Source organism: Arthrobacter sp. MMS24-T111 (assembly GCF_054888995.1).
The window spans coordinates 3,600,792-3,617,843 of sequence record NZ_JBTZRO010000001.1 but is presented as its reverse complement, the minus strand read 5'-3'; the positions used below and the strand labels follow the sequence as shown (position 1 = coordinate 3,617,843).

Annotated in this window: 16 protein-coding genes and 1 pseudogene; 8 read left to right on the top strand and 9 right to left on the bottom strand. The window is 66.5% G+C overall.

What is annotated here, in order from left to right; all coding sequences use genetic code 11:
- Window positions 1-61: 61 nt before the first annotated feature.
- Window positions 62-562 (bottom strand): flavin reductase family protein, encoded by a 501-nt coding sequence (locus ACX5I6_RS16975; RefSeq protein ID WP_461841232.1) that lies wholly within the window; start codon window positions 560-562, stop codon window positions 62-64.
- Window positions 563-687: 125 nt separating this feature from the next.
- On the opposite strand from ACX5I6_RS16975, the gene ACX5I6_RS16970 reads away from it, so the two are divergent.
- From ACX5I6_RS16970 to nrdR, 3 genes and pseudogenes are all read left to right on the top strand, one after another.
- Complete coding sequence (locus ACX5I6_RS16970; RefSeq protein ID WP_285248971.1) at window positions 688-1,218, top strand: hypothetical protein; 531 nt, start codon at window positions 688-690, stop codon at window positions 1,216-1,218.
- A 4-nt stretch (window positions 1,219-1,222) separates the two neighbouring features.
- On the top strand, window positions 1,223-2,596 hold the full coding sequence (gene hisD, locus ACX5I6_RS16965) for a histidinol dehydrogenase (protein WP_461841231.1): 1,374 nt from the start codon (window positions 1,223-1,225) through the stop codon (window positions 2,594-2,596).
- A gap of 150 nt (window positions 2,597-2,746) precedes the next feature.
- Window positions 2,747-3,235 (top strand): annotated as a pseudogene (gene nrdR, locus ACX5I6_RS16960) (transcriptional regulator NrdR); the annotation flags it as partial.
- Between the two features lie 62 nt (window positions 3,236-3,297).
- Here nrdR and ppgK read toward each other — a convergent pair.
- Window positions 3,298-4,101, bottom strand: a complete 804-nt coding sequence (gene ppgK / locus ACX5I6_RS16955) for a polyphosphate--glucose phosphotransferase (protein ID WP_461841230.1) — start codon at window positions 4,099-4,101, stop codon at window positions 3,298-3,300.
- A 110-nt stretch (window positions 4,102-4,211) separates the two neighbouring features.
- On the bottom strand, window positions 4,212-5,090 hold the full coding sequence (gene map / locus ACX5I6_RS16950; protein ID WP_461841229.1) for a type I methionyl aminopeptidase: 879 nt from the start codon (window positions 5,088-5,090) through the stop codon (window positions 4,212-4,214).
- A gap of 122 nt (window positions 5,091-5,212) precedes the next feature.
- Between map and ACX5I6_RS16945 the strand changes: the two genes are divergently transcribed.
- Window positions 5,213-5,377 (top strand): SPOR domain-containing protein, encoded by a 165-nt coding sequence (locus ACX5I6_RS16945; protein ID WP_018763572.1) that lies wholly within the window; start codon window positions 5,213-5,215, stop codon window positions 5,375-5,377.
- Window positions 5,378-5,431: 54 nt separating this feature from the next.
- Here ACX5I6_RS16945 and panB read toward each other — a convergent pair whose 3' ends face one another.
- Window positions 5,432-6,328, bottom strand: a complete 897-nt coding sequence (gene panB / locus ACX5I6_RS16940; RefSeq protein WP_285248967.1) for a 3-methyl-2-oxobutanoate hydroxymethyltransferase — start codon at window positions 6,326-6,328, stop codon at window positions 5,432-5,434.
- Between the two features lie 277 nt (window positions 6,329-6,605).
- On the opposite strand from panB, the gene glnA (ACX5I6_RS16935) reads away from it, so the two are divergent.
- The 3 genes from glnA (ACX5I6_RS16935) to ACX5I6_RS16925 are packed head-to-tail and all read left to right on the top strand — an operon-like array spanning window position 6,606 to window position 11,502.
- Window positions 6,606-7,946 carry a type I glutamate--ammonia ligase gene (glnA, locus tag ACX5I6_RS16935; protein ID WP_109864349.1) on the top strand — a complete coding sequence of 447 codons (1,341 nt, stop codon included), beginning with the start codon at window positions 6,606-6,608 and terminating at the stop codon, window positions 7,944-7,946.
- A gap of 9 nt (window positions 7,947-7,955) precedes the next feature.
- Window positions 7,956-10,967: a bifunctional [glutamine synthetase] adenylyltransferase/[glutamine synthetase]-adenylyl-L-tyrosine phosphorylase gene (locus ACX5I6_RS16930; protein ID WP_461841228.1), complete on the top strand. Its 3,012-nt coding sequence runs from the start codon at window positions 7,956-7,958 to the stop codon at window positions 10,965-10,967.
- The gene (locus ACX5I6_RS16925; RefSeq protein ID WP_461841227.1) at window positions 10,957-11,502 is read left to right on the top strand and encodes a GNAT family N-acetyltransferase; all 546 of its coding nucleotides are present in this window, start codon (window positions 10,957-10,959) and stop codon (window positions 11,500-11,502) included. Before ACX5I6_RS16930 ends, ACX5I6_RS16925 begins: the two co-directional genes overlap by 11 nt.
- 278 nt (window positions 11,503-11,780) lie before the next feature.
- On the opposite strand, the gene glnA (ACX5I6_RS16920) is transcribed toward ACX5I6_RS16925, so the two are convergent.
- Window positions 11,781-13,205 carry a type I glutamate--ammonia ligase gene (gene glnA, locus ACX5I6_RS16920; protein WP_018763577.1) on the bottom strand — a complete coding sequence of 475 codons (1,425 nt, stop codon included), beginning with the start codon at window positions 13,203-13,205 and terminating at the stop codon, window positions 11,781-11,783.
- Between the two features lie 287 nt (window positions 13,206-13,492).
- Here glnA (ACX5I6_RS16920) and ACX5I6_RS16915 point away from each other — a divergent pair, with 287 nt between their 5' ends.
- A complete protein-coding gene (locus ACX5I6_RS16915; protein ID WP_461841226.1) occupies window positions 13,493-13,930 on the top strand; it encodes an RDD family protein in 438 nt (145 codons plus the stop codon).
- Between the two features lie 12 nt (window positions 13,931-13,942).
- Here the strand turns inward: ACX5I6_RS16915 and ACX5I6_RS16910 are convergent, their stop codons facing one another.
- From ACX5I6_RS16910 to lipB, 4 genes are all read right to left on the bottom strand, one after another.
- Window positions 13,943-14,296, bottom strand: coding sequence for a DUF3817 domain-containing protein (locus ACX5I6_RS16910; RefSeq protein WP_461841225.1), 354 nt, complete (start codon window positions 14,294-14,296; stop codon window positions 13,943-13,945).
- Between the two features lie 114 nt (window positions 14,297-14,410).
- The gene (locus ACX5I6_RS16905; RefSeq protein WP_461841224.1) at window positions 14,411-15,163 is read right to left on the bottom strand and encodes a DUF4191 domain-containing protein; all 753 of its coding nucleotides are present in this window, start codon (window positions 15,161-15,163) and stop codon (window positions 14,411-14,413) included.
- Between the two features lie 90 nt (window positions 15,164-15,253).
- On the bottom strand, window positions 15,254-16,273 hold the full coding sequence (gene lipA, locus ACX5I6_RS16900) for a lipoyl synthase (protein WP_461841223.1): 1,020 nt from the start codon (window positions 16,271-16,273) through the stop codon (window positions 15,254-15,256).
- A complete protein-coding gene (lipB, locus tag ACX5I6_RS16895) occupies window positions 16,270-16,938 on the bottom strand; it encodes a lipoyl(octanoyl) transferase LipB (protein WP_018761073.1) in 669 nt (222 codons plus the stop codon). Before lipB ends, lipA begins: the two co-directional genes overlap by 4 nt.
- Window positions 16,939-17,052 lie beyond the last annotated feature (114 nt).

Below are 17,052 nucleotides of genomic sequence, written 5' to 3'. Positions count from 1 at the left end.
GGCGTCGTCCGCGCCTTTGGCTTCGGGTCGCTTCAGCGCGGGCCCGGGGCGGTGGGGTCCGCTAGATTTCGTAGTCCAGCGGGACAGGCTGCCCGTAGGCGCCTCCGTGGTACAGCAGCGGCGCACTGTCGCCGCCCACCTGGCCGTCCACCACCTGGACCACCACCACGGCGTTGTTTTCGAACGACAGCCGCATCTGCACCTCGCCGATGAGCCAGCCGGCCACATCCTTCAGGATGGGCACCCCGTGCGGACCGATTTCCCAGTGGTTCCCCTCGAACCGGTTGCCGGGCCGGGCGAACCGGGCTGCCAGTTCCTGGTTTTCCAGGCCCAGCATGTGGACGCCCAGGAACTGGGTGTTGGCAACGGCAGGCCAGGACCTGGAACTGCGGGCCATGTTGAACGTGAAGCGCGGCGGTTTGGCGGACAGGGAGGCCACCGATGTCGCGGTGAACCCGTAGGGCTCGTCCTGGTAGTTCACGGTAATGATGGCGACGCCCGCGGCATGCCGCCGGAACATCTCCCTGAACGTCTGCTCAAAGGGCTCGCTGTTGTCGGTCACCGGAACTCCTGCACTAAGTGGCATATCTCTTTCCCCAAGCGTATTGGCCCCCGGGCCAGGCGGGAAAACACAGAGCCTTGGAACCGCTGGCGGGCTCCGCAGGAACCTTTGTTAAGGTGTCTGTCATGACGAACTTTGGCCGCCCCGCGCGGCGGCTGCCTTGGTCCCTGCTGCTGGTCCCGGCCGCGGCAGGAGTCCCGGCCGGACTCCTCTGGTGGCTGCTTGCCCCGGGCGGCCTGAACCTGATCACCCGGAACGCCTCCCTGGCATCGGGAACGGCACCGCTGGTGTGGCTGCCACGCGACCTGACGCTCGCCGGAATCATGGTCCTGGCCGGCTGCCTGCTGGCCGTGTTCCTGGCCGACGGCAAGCGTCCGGACCCCCAGGCGGCGCTGCTGGCAGGCCTGGTCGGTGCGGTGGCCGGCAGCCTGGCGGCTTGGGGAACCGGCCTCCTTGCAGCCCGGCTCTGGGGCCCGGCGGTGGACGCCTCGGCCAATGCCAGCATCGCCTTTTCACTCCGGGCGTTGCCGGTGCTGCTGCTGTGGCCGGCTGCCACGGCGGTCTCGGTTTTTGTTTTGGAGTTGGTGGGGATGGCAGGCCGGAAGCCCGCCGGCAGCGGCGGCGGACCGGCGGGCAGGAACAGCGCCGTAAAATAGTCCGGTGACCACTTCCCCGCAGCCTCCTGCCCCCGCGACAACCGCCGTCGACTTCCGCACCATCGACCTTCGCGGCCGCACCCTGACCCTCGCGGCCCTCCGCGCCGCCGTTCCGCGCGCCAAGGGCCAGACCGTGGCGGACGCCGAGGAAAAGGTCCTGGACATTATCGCCACCGTCCGGCAGCGCGGTTTCGCGGCGTTGTCGGACCTTGCGTCAAGGTTCGACGGCGTGGAGCAGCGCCATCCGCTGGTTCCCCGGGAGGCGATCGCGGCAGCCCTGGACGGTCTTGACCCGGAGGTGCGGGCAGCACTGGAGGAATCCATCAGCCGGGCACGGAAATTCGCCGACCGCCAACGGCCCCGCAACGTTGATGTCGAACTGGGCGACGGCGCCGTCGTCAGCCAGAACTGGGTACCCGTAGCGCGCGTGGGACTGTACGTTCCGGGCGGCCTGGCAGTGTACCCGTCATCGGTGATCATGAACGTGGTGCCGGCACTGGCGGCAGGTGTGGAATCCATTGCCCTTGCTTCGCCGCCCCAGAAGGAATTCGGTGGCCTGCCGCACCCCACCATCCTCGCTGCAGCGGCGCTGTTGGGTATCACCGAGGTCTACGGCATCGGCGGCGCACAGGCCATCGCCGCGTTTGCCTATGGGGTGGACGCCGGCGACGCCGGCCCCGCACTGGAACCGGTGGACGTGGTGACCGGGCCAGGCAACATCTTCGTCGCCACCGCAAAGCGCCTGGTCAAGGGAGTGGTGGGCATCGATTCGGAGGCCGGAACCACGGAGATCGCCATCCTTGCCGACGACTCCGCCCAGCCCGCGCTGGTGGCCGCCGACCTGCTCAGCCAGGCCGAGCACGACCCCAAGGCAGCATCGGTGCTGGTCACCGATTCGGAGCCGTTGGCCATGGCGGTACGGGACGAGCTTGAGCGGCAGGCCGCCGCAACCAAGCACTCCGCCCGCGTCCGGGAGGCCTTGTCCGGGCCCCAGTCCGGCGTCGTCCTGGTTGACAACCTGGCCCAGGGAATTGCCGCGTGCGATGCTTACGCTGCCGAGCACCTGGAGATCATGACGCGGGACGCCGCCGCCGTGGCAGCGCGGATCCGGAATGCCGGTGCGATCTTTGTGGGCGACTACAGCCCCGTCAGCCTGGGGGACTACTGCGCAGGCTCGAACCACGTGCTGCCTACCAGCGGGACCGCTGCGTTCTCGTCCGGGCTGAACGTCACCACGTTCCTGCGCGCCATCCAGGTGGTCAATTACAGCCGGGAGGCCCTGGCGGAGGTCAGCGGCCACATTGTGAGCCTGTCCCGTGCCGAGGACCTGCCGGCCCACGGGGACGCCGTCAGCGCGCGGTTTCCTGCACGGGACTAGCCACTACATGTAGGCCGGCGGGCACAACATGTAGTAATTACAGGCTTGTTATTACCCGGGCCTCAGCCGTAAACTGGGACCCTAACAACAGTGTCCAGCGGCACTGCCGGTTTCGTTGCCGTTCAACGCCGGAAGGGAAGGGGAAACGCCATGTACTGTCCGTTCTGCCGCAACCCCGATTCCCGCGTCGTTGACAGCCGGATGGCTGATGACGGCTCGGCTATCCGACGCCGTCGCCAGTGCCCCGAATGCGGGCGCCGGTTCACCACCGTCGAAACCACCAGCCTGTCCGTCATCAAGCGCTCCGGCGTGGGCGAGCCGTTCAGCCGCAGCAAGGTGATCAATGGCGTGCGCAAAGCATGCCAGGGCCGCCCGGTCAGCGAAGACGACCTCGCCATGCTGGCCCAGGAGGTGGAAGAACAGATCCGTTCCTCCGGCGCCGCCGAAATTGACGCGCACGAGGTCGGACTGGTCATCCTCGGACCACTCCAGAAGCTGGACGAGGTAGCGTACCTGCGGTTTGCCAGCGTGTACCAGGCATTCGAGTCCTTGGAGGACTTCGAATCGGCTATTGCACTGCTCCGCCACGAAGCCGTGGAAGGCGCCAAGGGCGCCTCCGGCCCGAAGGCTCCGAGAAGAGCCCACTCTAAGCTCCGGTGGCGGCAGCGGAGGGGAAGCCGCGGCCGCCACCGGCACCACCTTTACTTGGTGAGCTTGTGCTGCAATGCGATTTCCAGGGCCGCGCCAACGATCCCGGCCTCATTCCGCAGGACGGCCGGAACAATCGGCGTCCTCAACTTGAGGTTGGGAAGGTACTCGTCCGCGCGCTTGGAGATTCCGCCGCCGACGATGAACAGCTCCGGGGAGAACAGGAACTCGACATGCGAGAAGTACCGCTGCAGCAGCACGCTGTACTCGTCCCATGAAAGCCCGTCCCGTTCGCGGGCCACGGCGGAGGCCTTCGATTCGGCATCGAAGCCGTCGATCTCCAAGTGCCCCAGTTCCGCGTTCGGCACCAGCTTCCCGTCGAAAATGAAGGCGGAGCCGATGCCCGTGCCCAGGGTGATGACCAGGACGGTGCCGGCGACCCCTTCGCCGGCACCGTACCGGGCTTCCGCCAGGCCGGCGGCATCGGCGTCGTTGATGACCTCCACGGGGCGGCCCAGCCGCTCGGTGAGGAGGGCATCAATGTCCGCATCCAGCCAGCTCTTGTCCACGTTGGCGGCGGAGTGGACCACGCCGTGCTGGATGATGCCGGGGAAGGTCACGCCCACGGGGGAGCCGGCCTCCGGCGCCTCGGGGCGCGCGGAGAGCTCGGCGACCACCAGGGCCACTGCTTCGGCAACGGCCTCGGGGGTGGCGGGCTGCGGGGTGGGCACGCGGAATCGCTCACCCAGGAGCTTGCCCTTCTTCAGGTCGACAATGCCGCCCTTGATGCCCGTACCGCCGATGTCGATACCGATCAGTGGTGCGTTCTTGTGCGACTTCTCGTCCTTCTTGGCCAATGGGATTCCGTTCTAGGCTGGGGCGGGCAGGGAAGGGGCGGCCTGGGGCAGCCCCACGACAGGTTGGGGCCTGCACGGGCAGCGGATGCCGTGTGCGGGCAGGGGACAGACTACGGCAGGGTGAGGATTTCCGCACCGGTCTCGGTAACCAGCAGGGTGTGCTCGAACTGGGCGGTGCGCTTGTGGTCGCGGGTCACCACGGTCCAGTCGTCGCTCCACATGTCCCACTCCACGGTGCCGAGGGTGAGCATCGGTTCGATCGTGAACACCATCCCCGCTTCGATCACGGTGTTGTAGGCGGGGGCGGCATCGTAGTGCGGGATGATCAGTCCGGTGTGGAAAGCCTCGCCGACACCGTGGCCGGTGAAGTCCCGCACCACACCGTAGCCAAAACGCTTGGCGTAGGACTGGATGGCGCGGCCGATCACGTTGATTTCCCGCCCCGGTGCCACCGCCTTGATGGCCCTGTTGAGCGACTCCTTGGTGCGCTCGACCAGGAGCCGTGATTCCTCGTCCACGTCACCCACCAGGAACGTGTAGTTCGTGTCGCCGTGGACCCCGTTGATGAAGGCCGTGATGTCGATGTTCAGGATGTCGCCGTCCTGGACCACGGTGCTGTCCGGGATGCCGTGGCAGATGACCTCGTTCAGCGACGAGCACAGGGACTTCGGGAATCCGCGGTAGCCCAGCGTGGAGGGGTACGCCTGGTGGTCCAGCAGGAATTCGTGGCCCACCCTGTCCAGCTCATCGGTGGTGACGCCGGGCTGGATGTGCTTGCCGACCTCCACGATGGCCTGGGCCGCGATCCGCCCGGCGACGCGGATCTTTTCGATCGTTTCGGCGGACTTGACCTCCGAACCCGTGAATTTGGCGGGGGCAGGCTTGCCGACGTACTCCGGACGGGGGATGGACGCCGGGACGGAACGCTGCGGGCCCACGGTACCCGGGGTGAGGGTGCCGGTGGGTGCAGTAGAGGCAAGGGAAGGCATAGATTGATCATATAAGGCACCGCAGAACGCCTAACAACCGACAAGCGGCGGAGGGCACACGTAAGTGGTTGTGTTACGTGGATCACCCCGCGGCTTTCCTGTCGCCGGAACGAGGAGCAACGATGACTGAGTACTGGTTCAACGTCAACACCCACGAAGTGGAAGAAGACCGGCTCTCCGACTGGAGCCAGCTCATTGGGCCCTACAAGACCCGGGAAGAAGCCGAACACGCCATCGAGAAGGTCAAGGCGCGCAACGAGGCCTGGGAAAAGGGCGACGACGACTGACCGGTTGGGTGGCCAGGCCGGCCGGGTGCCGGCCCGCCTGTTCCGTCGGCGCCTTTAGAAAGAGTGTTCCGGGCCGGGGAACTGGCCGGAGCGGACGTCGTCGCCGTAGGCGGTGGCGGCGTCGAGCAACGTGGTGCGCAGGTCCGCATACTGTTTGACGAACTTGGCCATCCGGCCGCCCCGCAGGCCGGCCATGTCCTGCCAGACAAGTACCTGGCCCGTGGTCGCGTTCCCGGCGCCAATGCCGATGGTGGGAACGTCCACGGCAGCGTCCACCGCGGCCGCGGTGTCGGCCGGGACCATTTCCATGAGCACGCAGAAGGCGCCTGCGTCGGCCAGGGCGCGGGCATCATCGATCAGCCGCCGGGCGTCCTCGCCCCGGCCCTGCACCCGGTATCCGCCCAGTGCGTGTTCGCTCTGCGGCGTGAAGCCGATGTGGGCCATCACCGGGATGCCCGCCTGAACCATTGCGCGCACCGTTGGGGCGTAATAAGCGCTGCCCTCGATCTTCACCGCATGCGCCAGGCCTTCCTTCAGGAAGCGGACGCCGGTGGCGACGGCCTGTTCCGCGCTGACCTCGTAGCTGCCGAAAGGCAGGTCCGCGACCACCATGGCGCGCTTGGCGGTCCTGGCCACGGCCCGGCACAGCGGCAGCAGTTCGTCCACGGTGACCGGAAGGCTGGTTTCGTTGCCGTAGACGTTGTTCGAGGCCGAATCACCGACCAACAGCACCTCAATGCCGGCGGCGTCAAAGATCTCCGCCGTGTATTGCTCGTAGGCGGTGAGCATGGCAAACCTGGTGCCGTCCCGCTTGGCCTGCTGCAGGTGGTGGATCCGGACCTTGGCTGGTTTCCGGCCGGCGGCCGGAGCCTCGTGCTGGCCGGGTCCGCTGCCGTACGGGGCGGGTACTTCGGCGGACGCGCTGGAGTCGGAGCTGTTGCTGGTGGCCATGGGATGAGCGTAGTGCGGGACCTGCCGTGCTTTCTACCGCAGCCCGTTCCGGGCAAAGGTGATTAGCGTCATAGCGGCCGTCCCGGGACGCCGTCGATATCTCGCACGAAAGCCGCCAGGGCGCTTCCCGGACCGCTCCGGAGGTTAATGCTGTGTTACGCACGGCTCAGGCTCAAGCATCGGCGCCGAATGATTAGTACAGTGTTGATGAACTGCTGCCGGCTTTCCCCTTTGCGCGGGCCCCGGAGCATGAACGTTGACCGGAGAAGAGGCCATCATGGACCGCCAGCAAGAATTTGTCCTGCGCACGATCGAAGAGCGCGACGTACGTTTCGTGCGCCTGTGGTTCACCGACGTCGTGGGATCGCTGAAGTCCGTAGCCCTGGCGCCGGCCGAGGTCGAGGGCGCCTTTGAAGAAGGCCTTGGCTTCGACGGCTCCGCCATCGAAGGGCTGGCCCGGGTCTTCGAATCCGACATGCTGGCCCAGCCCGATCCGTCCACGTTCCAGATCCTGCCTTGGCGTGGCGAGACGGAACAGACCTCACGCATGTTCTGCGACATCCTCACCCCCGACGGCGAACCCTCCGCAGCGGACCCCCGCAACGTCCTGAAGCGCACGCTGGCCAAGGCCGCGGACATGGGCTTTACCTGCTACACCCACCCGGAAATCGAGTTCTACCTCCTGAAGTCCCAGGAACCGGGCCCGAACGGTGCACCGGTGCCGGTTGACGAGGGCGGCTACTTCGACCACGTCCCGGGTGGCGTGGCGCAGGATTTCCGCCGCACCGCGGTAACCATGCTGGAATCGGTGGGCATTTCCGTGGAGTTCAGCCACCACGAGGCCGGACCCGGACAGAACGAGATTGACCTCCGCTACGCCGACGCGCTCCAAACGGCGGACAACATCATGACCTTCCGCACCGTGATCAAGGAAGTGGCGCTGCAGCAGGGCACGTACGCCACCTTCATGCCCAAGCCGTTCACCGACCACCCGGGCTCCGGCATGCACACGCACTTCTCCTTGTTCGAAGGCGACACCAACGCGTTCTTCGAAGCCGGCGCCGAGTTCCAGCTGTCCAAGACGGCCCGGCAGTTTATTGCCGGCATCCTCAAGCACGCCCCGGAGTTCACCGCCGTCACCAACCAGTTCGTCAACTCCTACAAGCGCCTTTGGGGCGGGGGCGAGGCACCGAGCTACCTGAGCTGGGGTCACAACAACCGGTCCGCGCTGGTCCGCGTGCCGCTGTACAAGCCGGGCAAGGGCCAGTCCGCACGGATCGAATACCGTGGAATCGACTCAGCGGCCAACCCTTACCTGGCCTACGCCGTCCTGCTCGGTGCGGGCCTGAAAGGCATCGAGGAAGGCTACGACCTGCCTGCGGCCGCAGAAGACGACGTCTGGTCGCTGAGCTCGGCAGAACGGCGCGCCATGGGCCACGATCCGCTCCCGGCGAGCCTGCACGATGCCATCCGTTCCATGGAAGATTCCGAGCTGATGCCGCAGATCCTCGGCGAACAGGTCTACGAGCACTTCCTGCGCAACAAGCGAGCGGAATGGCAGGACTACCGCCTGCAGGTGACGCCCTACGAGCTGCAGCGCAACCTCGGCATCCTCTAGGTGCCCGGCGTGAGCCTGGCACGCCGCCTCATCGCGGCCGGATTCAGCGACCTGGAGAAGGGCGAACGGTTCCTGGCCGCGCGCGAACTCGAGGGGCTGGACCAGGACAGGCTCTTCGCCGGACTGCAGCTTGCGGCCAGCCCGGATACTGCACTGCAGTCCTTGGTCCGGCTGATCGAAAAGCACCCGCAGCTCCGGGACCTGGCAGCCGCCGAACCGGAGGCCAGCGAACCGCTGTACCGCGTCCTGGGGGCCTCCGAGGCGCTGGGGGAGTTCCTCATCCGGCACCCCGAACACCTGGACGCATTCTGGGTCCGCGCCAGTCCCGAACCGCTGCCCGCCGATCCTGACAGGCTGCGGGCCACACTCCTGCAGTCAGTGGGCGCAGACCCGCGCGCCGCCCGTCCCGTCGCCGCCGTGACCGGCGTCGACGCCTATGCCGCCCTGCGCACGGCGTACCGGCGCGGTCTGGTGGACCTGGCCGTCAAGGACCTCTGCGCCGCCGATCCGCTGGACTTTCTGCCGTCGGTGGGCCGTGAACTGGCGGACCTCGCCGCCGCCGCCATCGAAGCCGCCCTCGCGGTGTCCCGCGCCGAGGCGGCCGGCCAGTTCGGTGCCGCCGACGTCGCGGACGTGGGCCTGGCCGTCATCGGGATGGGCAAATGCGGAGCCCGCGAGCTTAACTACATCTCCGACGTCGACGTCATCTACGTGGTGGACGCCGGAAGCCTGGACGACGCGCACGCCAACACCATCGGCACCGCACTGGCCAGCGGCATTTCGCGGGCCATCTCGTCCGTGGCCCGGGAGCCCGGGCTGTGGGAGGTGGACGCGAACCTCCGTCCGGAAGGGAAATCCGGTCCGCTGGTGCGCACCCTTGCCTCGCACGAAACGTACTACGCCCGGTGGGCTGAAAGCTGGGAATTCCAGGCGCTGCTGAAAGCACGGGCCATGGCCGGCGACGCCGCGTTGGGCCGGCGGTACGAGGAAGCCGTGGCACCGCTGATCTGGAATTCGGCGGGGCGCGAAGGCTTCGTTGAATCCGTCCAGGCCATGCGGCGCAGGGTGACCGAACACATCCCGCCCGCGGAGGAACAGCGGCAGATCAAGCTGGGCCGTGGCGGCCTGCGTGACGTCGAATTCACCGTCCAGCTGCTTCAGCTGGTGCACGGCAAGGCTGATGAGTCATTACGACGACGGGACACCACCTCGGCGATCGCCGCATTGTCCGCCGGAGGGTACATCGGCCGGTCTGACGCTGCCGCGTTCGACAACGCCTACCGGTACCTGCGCCTGCTGGAACACCGGATCCAGCTGTTCCAGCTGCGCCGTACCCACCTCATGCCCGTGGCGGAACCGGCCCTGCGCTCCCTGGCCAAGGCAGTCCTGGGACCGTTCTCCAACGAGCGCCCCGGACCCGATGCACTGTTGTCCGCGTGGCAGCGGACCAAACGTTCGGTCCGGGAACTGCACGAACGCATTTTCTACCGGCCGCTGCTGAACACCGCAGCCAAGCTCAGCACCGAAGACGCAAAACTGACGCCGGAAGCCGCCCAGGGGCGCCTTGCCGCCCTCGGCTACCGGGACCCGCAAGGGGCGATGCGCCACATCGAGGCGCTGACGGCCGGAGTCAGCCGCCGCGCGGCGCTCCAGCGGCAGCTGCTGCCCATCCTGCTGGACTGGCTCGCTGAGGGGGTCGACCCCGACGCCGGCCTCCTCGCGTTCCGGCGCGTCAGCGAGGCGCTGGGTACCACGCACTGGTACCTGGGCATGCTCCGGGACTCCAACGCCGCCGCCGAGCGGCTGTGCCACATGCTGTCCAATTCCCGGCTGATCGCCGACCTGCTGGAGGTCTCGCCGGAGTCCGTGGCATGGCTCGGGCAAGACAAGGACCTGGTGCCGGTGGGCTTTGAAGCCCAGTGGCATGAAATCACCGCCAAAATGTCCCGGCACGCGGACCCGGAGAGCGCCATGCGCCTGATCCGCCTGATCCGGCGCCGGGAGATCTTGCGCATTGCCATCGCCGACTCGGCGGGCCTCCTTGACCAGGACCGGGTGGGCAGGGCACTGGCGGACACGGACCGTGCCGCCGTCCTGGGCGCACTCAGGGTGGCCGAGGGGATCGTTTCCGCCGGCGGCCCGCTGAAGACCACCGTCCTGGTGGTCGCCATGGGCCGCCAGGGCGGCAGGGAGATCGGTTACGGCTCCGATGCCGACGTCATGTACGTGCACCGGGCACTCCCGGGCTTCACGGAGGCCGAGGCACAGGAGCAGGCCACCCGCCTCGTGGCAAAGGTCTCCAGCCTGCTCACCCAGCCGCTGAAACCGGCCATCATGGCCGAACGCGTGCTCCAGATGGATGCCGACCTTCGGCCCGAGGGCAAGAACGGTGCCATGGTGCGCTCCCTGGACTCCTTCGCCGAGTACTACCGCAGGTGGTCCCTTGTTTGGGAGGCGCAAGCACTGCTGCGGGCACGTCCGATGGCCGGCGACGATGCCCTCGCCGCTGATTTCCTGGACCTGATCGATCCCATCCGGTATCCGGCATCGGTATCCGACCAGGACGTGCGGGAGATCCGGAGGATCAAGGCCAGGGTGGAATCGGAGCGGCTGCCGCGCGGCGCCGACCCCGCACGGCACCTGAAGCTGGGGCGCGGCGGCCTGAGCGACGTCGAGTGGCTGGTGCAGCTGCTGCAGCTCCAGCACGCCGGGAAGCATCCGGAGCTGCGAACCACCTCTACCCTGGAAGCCCTGTCCGCAGCGGCCGGCCTGGGGCTGCTGGATGACGCCGACGCGGTGCTCCTGGCCGACGCCTGGAGGCTGGCAAGCCGGATCCGGTCCGCCAACGTTATCTGGAGCGGCAAGGCGTCGGACCTCCTGCCATCCTCCCGGCGGGACCTGGAAGCCGTAGCGCGCTGGTGCGGCTACGAGCCGGGCCGCGCCGCAGCGCTCGAGGAGGACTACCTGAGGGTGAGCCGGCGGGCCCGGGCGGTCTTTGAACGCGTCTTCTATGGGCAGTGAGGATCCGGGCTGGGTCTGGCTCATCCCGCTGCGCGACCTCGACCCGGACGCCCGCGCCATCCAGCTCGGTGCTGTTGCCGGCCTGGGGCTGCAGCCAGGCCAAGAGCGCTTCGTCGGCGACCCCCTGCGCATGGCACTGGCAGGGCTGGAAGAAGACAGCCGGCGCCCGTACGTGGTGGAGGCCTCCGGGTCCGCCGTCGGGGTGCTGACGCTCCAGCTGGGCGCCGCCAGGCTGGCCGGTTGGCCCGACGACGATTCAGCCTGGCTGCTCCGCGGTTTCCTTATTGACCGCAGGTATCAGGGCAAGGGGCTGGGGACGCTCGCTGCCGTGGCCGCCGTGGATGCGGCCCGGCGGCTGACCGCCCGGCACCAAGGCGGTGAGGCCGGCGTCGTGCTGTCCGTCAATGAGGCAAACCTGGCGGGCCTGTCCGCCTACCGGCGTGCCGGTTTCGTCGATGCCGGGCAGTACCTGGGTGGATCCGCGGGGCCGCAACGGACCATGTTCCACAGTTTCGGCTGCGTGGCGCGGCCGTAACGCGCCGGACCGGCATTGCGCTCAGCAAGCGTTTGCCCGATCATGTGGATTGGCGGTGTTCTTCAACCTTGTTGGGGGAAGGCTGTACTGAGTCTTCGTCTCGGGGGGCATTCGTCAGGGGGTCCGGCTCCCGGTCTCAGCACGTCTGGAGCCGGGCCCCCACCTTCTGCCCACCGTTCCCGCGGGCTTCCGACCCCGGGGACGGAAAAGGCGGCCACCGGATAATTCCGGTAGCCGCCTTTTCGTTAGGTCAGCAGGCCTGGCAGGCAGGCTGCCGGCTAGACGCCGTAGTAGAGCTCGAACTCGTAGGGGTTCGGGCGCAGCGACAGCGGGCGGATCTCGTTCTCGTACTTGTACTCGATCCAGGTGTCGATCAGGTCCTGGGTGAACACGCCGCCGGCCTGCAGGAACTCGTTGTCCTCACGCAGGGCCTCCAGGGCTTCCTCCAGCGTGCCCGGAGCCTTCGGGATGTCCTTGGCTTCCTCGGCCGGGAGCTCGTAGAGGTCCTTGTCGATGGGAGCCGGCGGCTCAATGCGGTTGCGGATGCCGTCGATGCCGGCCATCAGCTGGGCTGCGAAGGCCAGGTACGGGTTGGAAGAGGGGTCCGGAGCGCGGAATTCAATGCGCTTGGCCTTGGGGTTGGAGCCCGTGATCGGGATACGGATACCGGCGGAGCGGTTGCCCTGCGAGTAGACCATGTTGACCGGTGCTTCGAAGCCCTTGACCAGGCGGCGGTAGGAGTTCACCGTGGGGTTGGTGAAGGCCAGGACGGCGGAGGCGTGCTTGAGCAGGCCGCCGATGTACCAGCGGGCGGTGTCGGACAGGCCGGCGTAGCCCTTCTCGTCGTAGAACAGCGGCTCGCCGCCGTTCCACAGCGACTGGTGGCAGTGCATGCCCGAGCCGTTGTCGCCGAAGACCGGCTTGGGCATGAAGGTGACGGACTTGCCCCAGGCGTCTGCGGTGTTCTTGATGACGTACTTGAACTTCTGCAGGTCATCGGCCGCGTGGGTCAGGGTGGTGAACTTGTAGTTGATCTCGGCCTGTCCGGCGGAGCCGACTTCGTGGTGGCTGCGCTCGACCTCGAGGCCGGCTTCGTCCAGGGCAACGCACATGGCATCGCGCAGGTCTGCCTGCTTGTCGGTGGGGGAGACCGGGAAGTAACCGCCCTTGACCGGGGTCTTGTAGCCCAGGTTGCCGCCCTCTTCCTCGCGGCCGGTGTTCCAGTGGGCTTCCTCGGAGTCGATCTTGTAGAAGCTGCCCTGCGGGGAGGACTGGTACTGGACGTTGTCGAACACGAAGAACTCGGCTTCGGGAGCGAAGAACGCGGTGTCGGCGATGCCGGTGGAGGCCAGGTAGGCCTCTGCCTTCTCGGCCACGCCGCGGGGGTCACGGTGGTACGGGTCGCCGGTGCGCGGGTTCACGATCGAGAAGTTCAGCGCGAGGGTCTTCTCCATGCGGAAGGTGTCCAGGAACGCGGTGGTCACGTCCGGGATCAGCTGCATGTCAGATTCGGCGATGCCCTGGAAGCCGCGGATCGAGGAACCGTCGAAGAGCTGGCCGTTGACGAAGAAATCGGCGTCAACACTCTTGGCGGGGACGTTGAAGTGCTGCTGGACGCCCGGAAGATCGGTGAAGCGGATATCGACGAACTTTACATCTTCGTCCTTGATGAACTTGAGGACTTCGTCCGCAGTCTTGAACATCTATGCTCCTAACGCATATGTAAATATCTGGCATGCAAGCCATGTGGTCCAGCGCAATCCAAAGGCAGGGAGAACGCAAGGTTTTCCCTGCTGGTACACCTGCCGTGGGGATTTGCTTGAAACTTCTCACAGCCTATGGATCAGGCATTTCCCGTCCGTGTCCGCATTGTTTCGGGCAGGTTACAGAATGCCCTGCTATGGAAACGCTATCGCCCGTCCACAGTGTGGTCCAACCCCATCCACACTGTGGGCGCCCCTGCCGGCCGCAGGGCCGGTAGGCTTGGACGGTGGTAGATCGCAAAGACATTGGCTCCTGGCTCAGCGGACCGGACACCTCCGGCGTCTCCAAATATCCGGGGGAGCGGCTGGGCCTGCCGGAGTCCGGTCCCGGCTCCATCGCGCGGGCAGGGCGGAGGATCATCGCGATCATGATCGACTGGGGCATTGCGCTGCTGATCAGCAACTTCGCCTTCGTTGGCGACTCCTGGGCGACGCTGGGGGTCTTTGCCATCGAGCAGATCCTGCTGGTGGGAACCCTCGGTTACAGCATCGGCCACCGGGTCATGGGCATTGCCGTGGTGAAGCCAGGCGGCGGGGCCCCGGGACCGCTCGCGGCCCTGGTGAGGACGGTGCTGCTCTGCCTGGTCATCCCCGCCGTCATATTCGACCCCGACCAGCGCGGCCTTCATGACAAGGCCATGAATACGCTGCTGATCCGCCGGTAGCCGCTGCGCTTGTCAGGTGCGGCTGGACGTGAGGGTGCCCGGCGTATTCTCCGGCATGGGCGCACCAAGGTAGCCGCGGCGTCCGGCCCAGCGCTCGAACAGGATGGTCGCGAACGGGAAGATCGCAGAGAAACCTGCCAGCGCCGCCACCCTGAAAGGCCACCGCTGCACGCGCCATAGCGCCAGCGCTGCCAAGCCGTAGCCGATGAACAGCGCGCCATGGACCGGGCCGGCCACCTGGACGCCAAGTTCGGTGGTTCCGGCGATCCATTTGAAGTACATCCCGGCCAGCAGTGCTGCCCAGCTGCAGGCTTCGGCGATTGCGAGGATCCGGAAAGCCCGGATCACGGTGGTCCTCAGCGGCATGGTGGTGTTCCTGTCGTTGGTAGGTTGCGCGGTCCGTCATTGGTTGGCCGCCGTTTCGGCGGCACGAAAAACGCCCCGGCAGCCGGCTGTGCCGGTACCGGGGCGTTCGGCCAGTTAGCGTCCGCGGTTGGGACGGGCCTTGTACGGGTCGATGCCCTTGGGGATCGGCAGCCGGGTGCCCATGGATGCGATGCGCTTGGACACGGTGCTGACCTCCAGCTTGGTCAGTTCGTTCTTCATCTTGCCCATCTTCTTGGCCACCTGGCTGAGCGGGACCTGGCCTTCGCCGTGCCCGGTCTGGATCGTGTGGACCGGAACGTTGGGCAGGATCCGTGCGAGGCGCTTGCGCTCGGCATCCAACAGGGGCTTCACGCGGTGGGTGGGGCCTTCACTGACAAGGACGACGCCGGGACGGCCTACCGCACGGAACACGGCATCCTGCGTGCGGGGGTTGACAGCCACAGGCTGTTCCTCGGTGATCCAGCCACGCCGCAGCGTGCCCAACGCGGCACCGGAGGCACCGGGCTGGTTTTCGATTTGTGCGAACGCTGCGCGTTCGGCGCGGCGGGAGAGAATGAAGGTGGCCGCCAGCAGGCCCAGCGGAATACCGATAATCAGGCCGGTGATCCAGTTATCCAGCCAGAAGCCCACCAGGAAGCTCACGGCCACAACGCCCAGGAACACCAGGAGCATCAGCCACGGAACCATGGGGTCGTGGCGGCGGGTCATGGTGAAGACCTCGCCGATCTGCTTGAGCCTGCTGGGCTTCTTGGCCTTCGCTTCCTTCGGCTTGCGCGTGAACAGGCCGCGCTTCACCGCGCTTGGGCCCGCCGGGGTGGAGTTGCTGGAGTCAGGGGATTTAGCCATAGTGCCTCAATTCTACGTGACATAAACGCCAGGGCCGGACGCCGGAATCTTCCGGAGTCCTGCTCTGTGGCCAGTCAGTGCGGGGGCACGTCAGGAATGTGCTCCCAGGAGGGTGCTGGCTTCTTGGCGGGTGGTGCCGGAGTCCTGGATGCTGTCGGCGATGTGGGCGAGTTCGGCGGGGATGTCGCGGCCTTTTTTGCGCATGGCGGTGGCCCAGAGGCGGCCGGCGCGGTAGGAGGAGCGGACCAGGGGGCCGGACATGACGCCGAGGAAGCCGATTTCCTGGGCTTCGTGCTGGAGGTCGACGAATTCCTGGGGTTTGACCCAGCGGTCCACGGGGAGGTGGCGTTCGGAGGGGCGGAGGTATTGGGTGATGGTGATCAGGTCGCAGCCGGCTTCGTGGAGGTCGCGGAGGGCTTCGGAGATTTCCTCGCGGGTTTCGCCCATGCCCAGGATGAGGTTGGATTTGGTGACCATGCCCAGGTTGCGGCCCTGGGTGATGACGTCCAGGGAGCGGTCGTAGCGGAACGCGGGCCGGATGCGTTTGAAGATCCGGGGCACGGTTTCGACGTTGTGGGCGAAGACTTCGGGGGCGGAGTCGCAGATCGCTTTGATGTGGTCGGGGTTGCCGGAGAAGTCGGGGATGAGCAGTTCAACGCCGGTGCCGGGGTTCAGTTCGTGGATCTTGCGGACGGTTTCGGCGTAGAGCCAGACGCCTTCGTCTTCGAGGTCGTCGCGGGCGACGCCGGTGACGGTGGCGTAGCGCAGTTGCATGGACTGGACGGAGCGGGCCACTTTGGTGGGTTCGAACATGTCCACGGGGGAGGGTTTGCCGGTGTCGATCTGGCAGAAGTCGCAGCGGCGGGTGCATTCGGACCCGCCGATCAGGAAGGTCGCTTCCTTGTCTTCCCAGCATTCGAAGATGTTCGGGCAGCCGGCTTCTTCACAGACGGTGTGGAGGCCTTCTTTTTTGACCAGGTTCTTCAGCCCGACGAACTCCGGGCCCATCTGGACCTTGGCCTTGATCCATTCCGGCTTCCGCTCCACCGGAACGGCAGCATTGCGCTGCTCGATCCGCAGCATCTTCCGGCCTTCAGGTGCCAATGTCACAGTAGAGCTCCTTCAGGGCTCGAAACCAATGCTTCTTCGTGCTTGTGGAATTCCTCCACGAACCGGTCCACAATATGGGCCGGACGGATGTCCTGTCCTGTTTCCAAGGACATGGTGGTCACGCCTGCATCGGTGATGCCGCAGGCAATGATCTGGCCGTAGGGGGCGAGGTCGTTGCTGCAGTTGATGGCGATGCCGTGCATGGTGACGCCATTCAAGACCCGGATGCCGATGGCGGCGATCTTGCGGTCGGGACCGTTGGCGTCCGCCTTGATCCACACGCCCGCGCGACCCTTGATGCGTTCCGCCTTAATGCCGTAGTCCGCCATGACCGTGATCATGATGTCTTCGAGGCGTTCCACGTAGTCGCGGATGCCGGCACGGTTCTTCAGCTTCAAGATGGGGTAGGCCACCAGTTGCCCGGGGCCGTGCCAGGTGAGTTTGCCGCCGCGGTCCACCGCGACGACCGGGGTGCCGTCAAACGGCCGTTCGTGATCCTCGGTGAGCTTGCCGGCCGTATAAACGGCTGCGTGCTCCAGGAGCAGGACTGTGCTGGGGGCAACTCCGGCGACAACCTTGTCATGGAGCTCGCGCTGGGCTTCCCAGCCTTCCATGTAGTCAACGAAGTCGGGGGCAAGACCCAGCTGTGAAAACTCAAGAGTCATGGAATCCAGCTTAGACCCCGAAGCCGTCCCGGCCCGGTTTAGTGTCCAAGCTCACCGGCGGCACCCAATGTGACTGCAGCGGCCAATGCCTGTGGATAACTTCTGCAGCCCGCG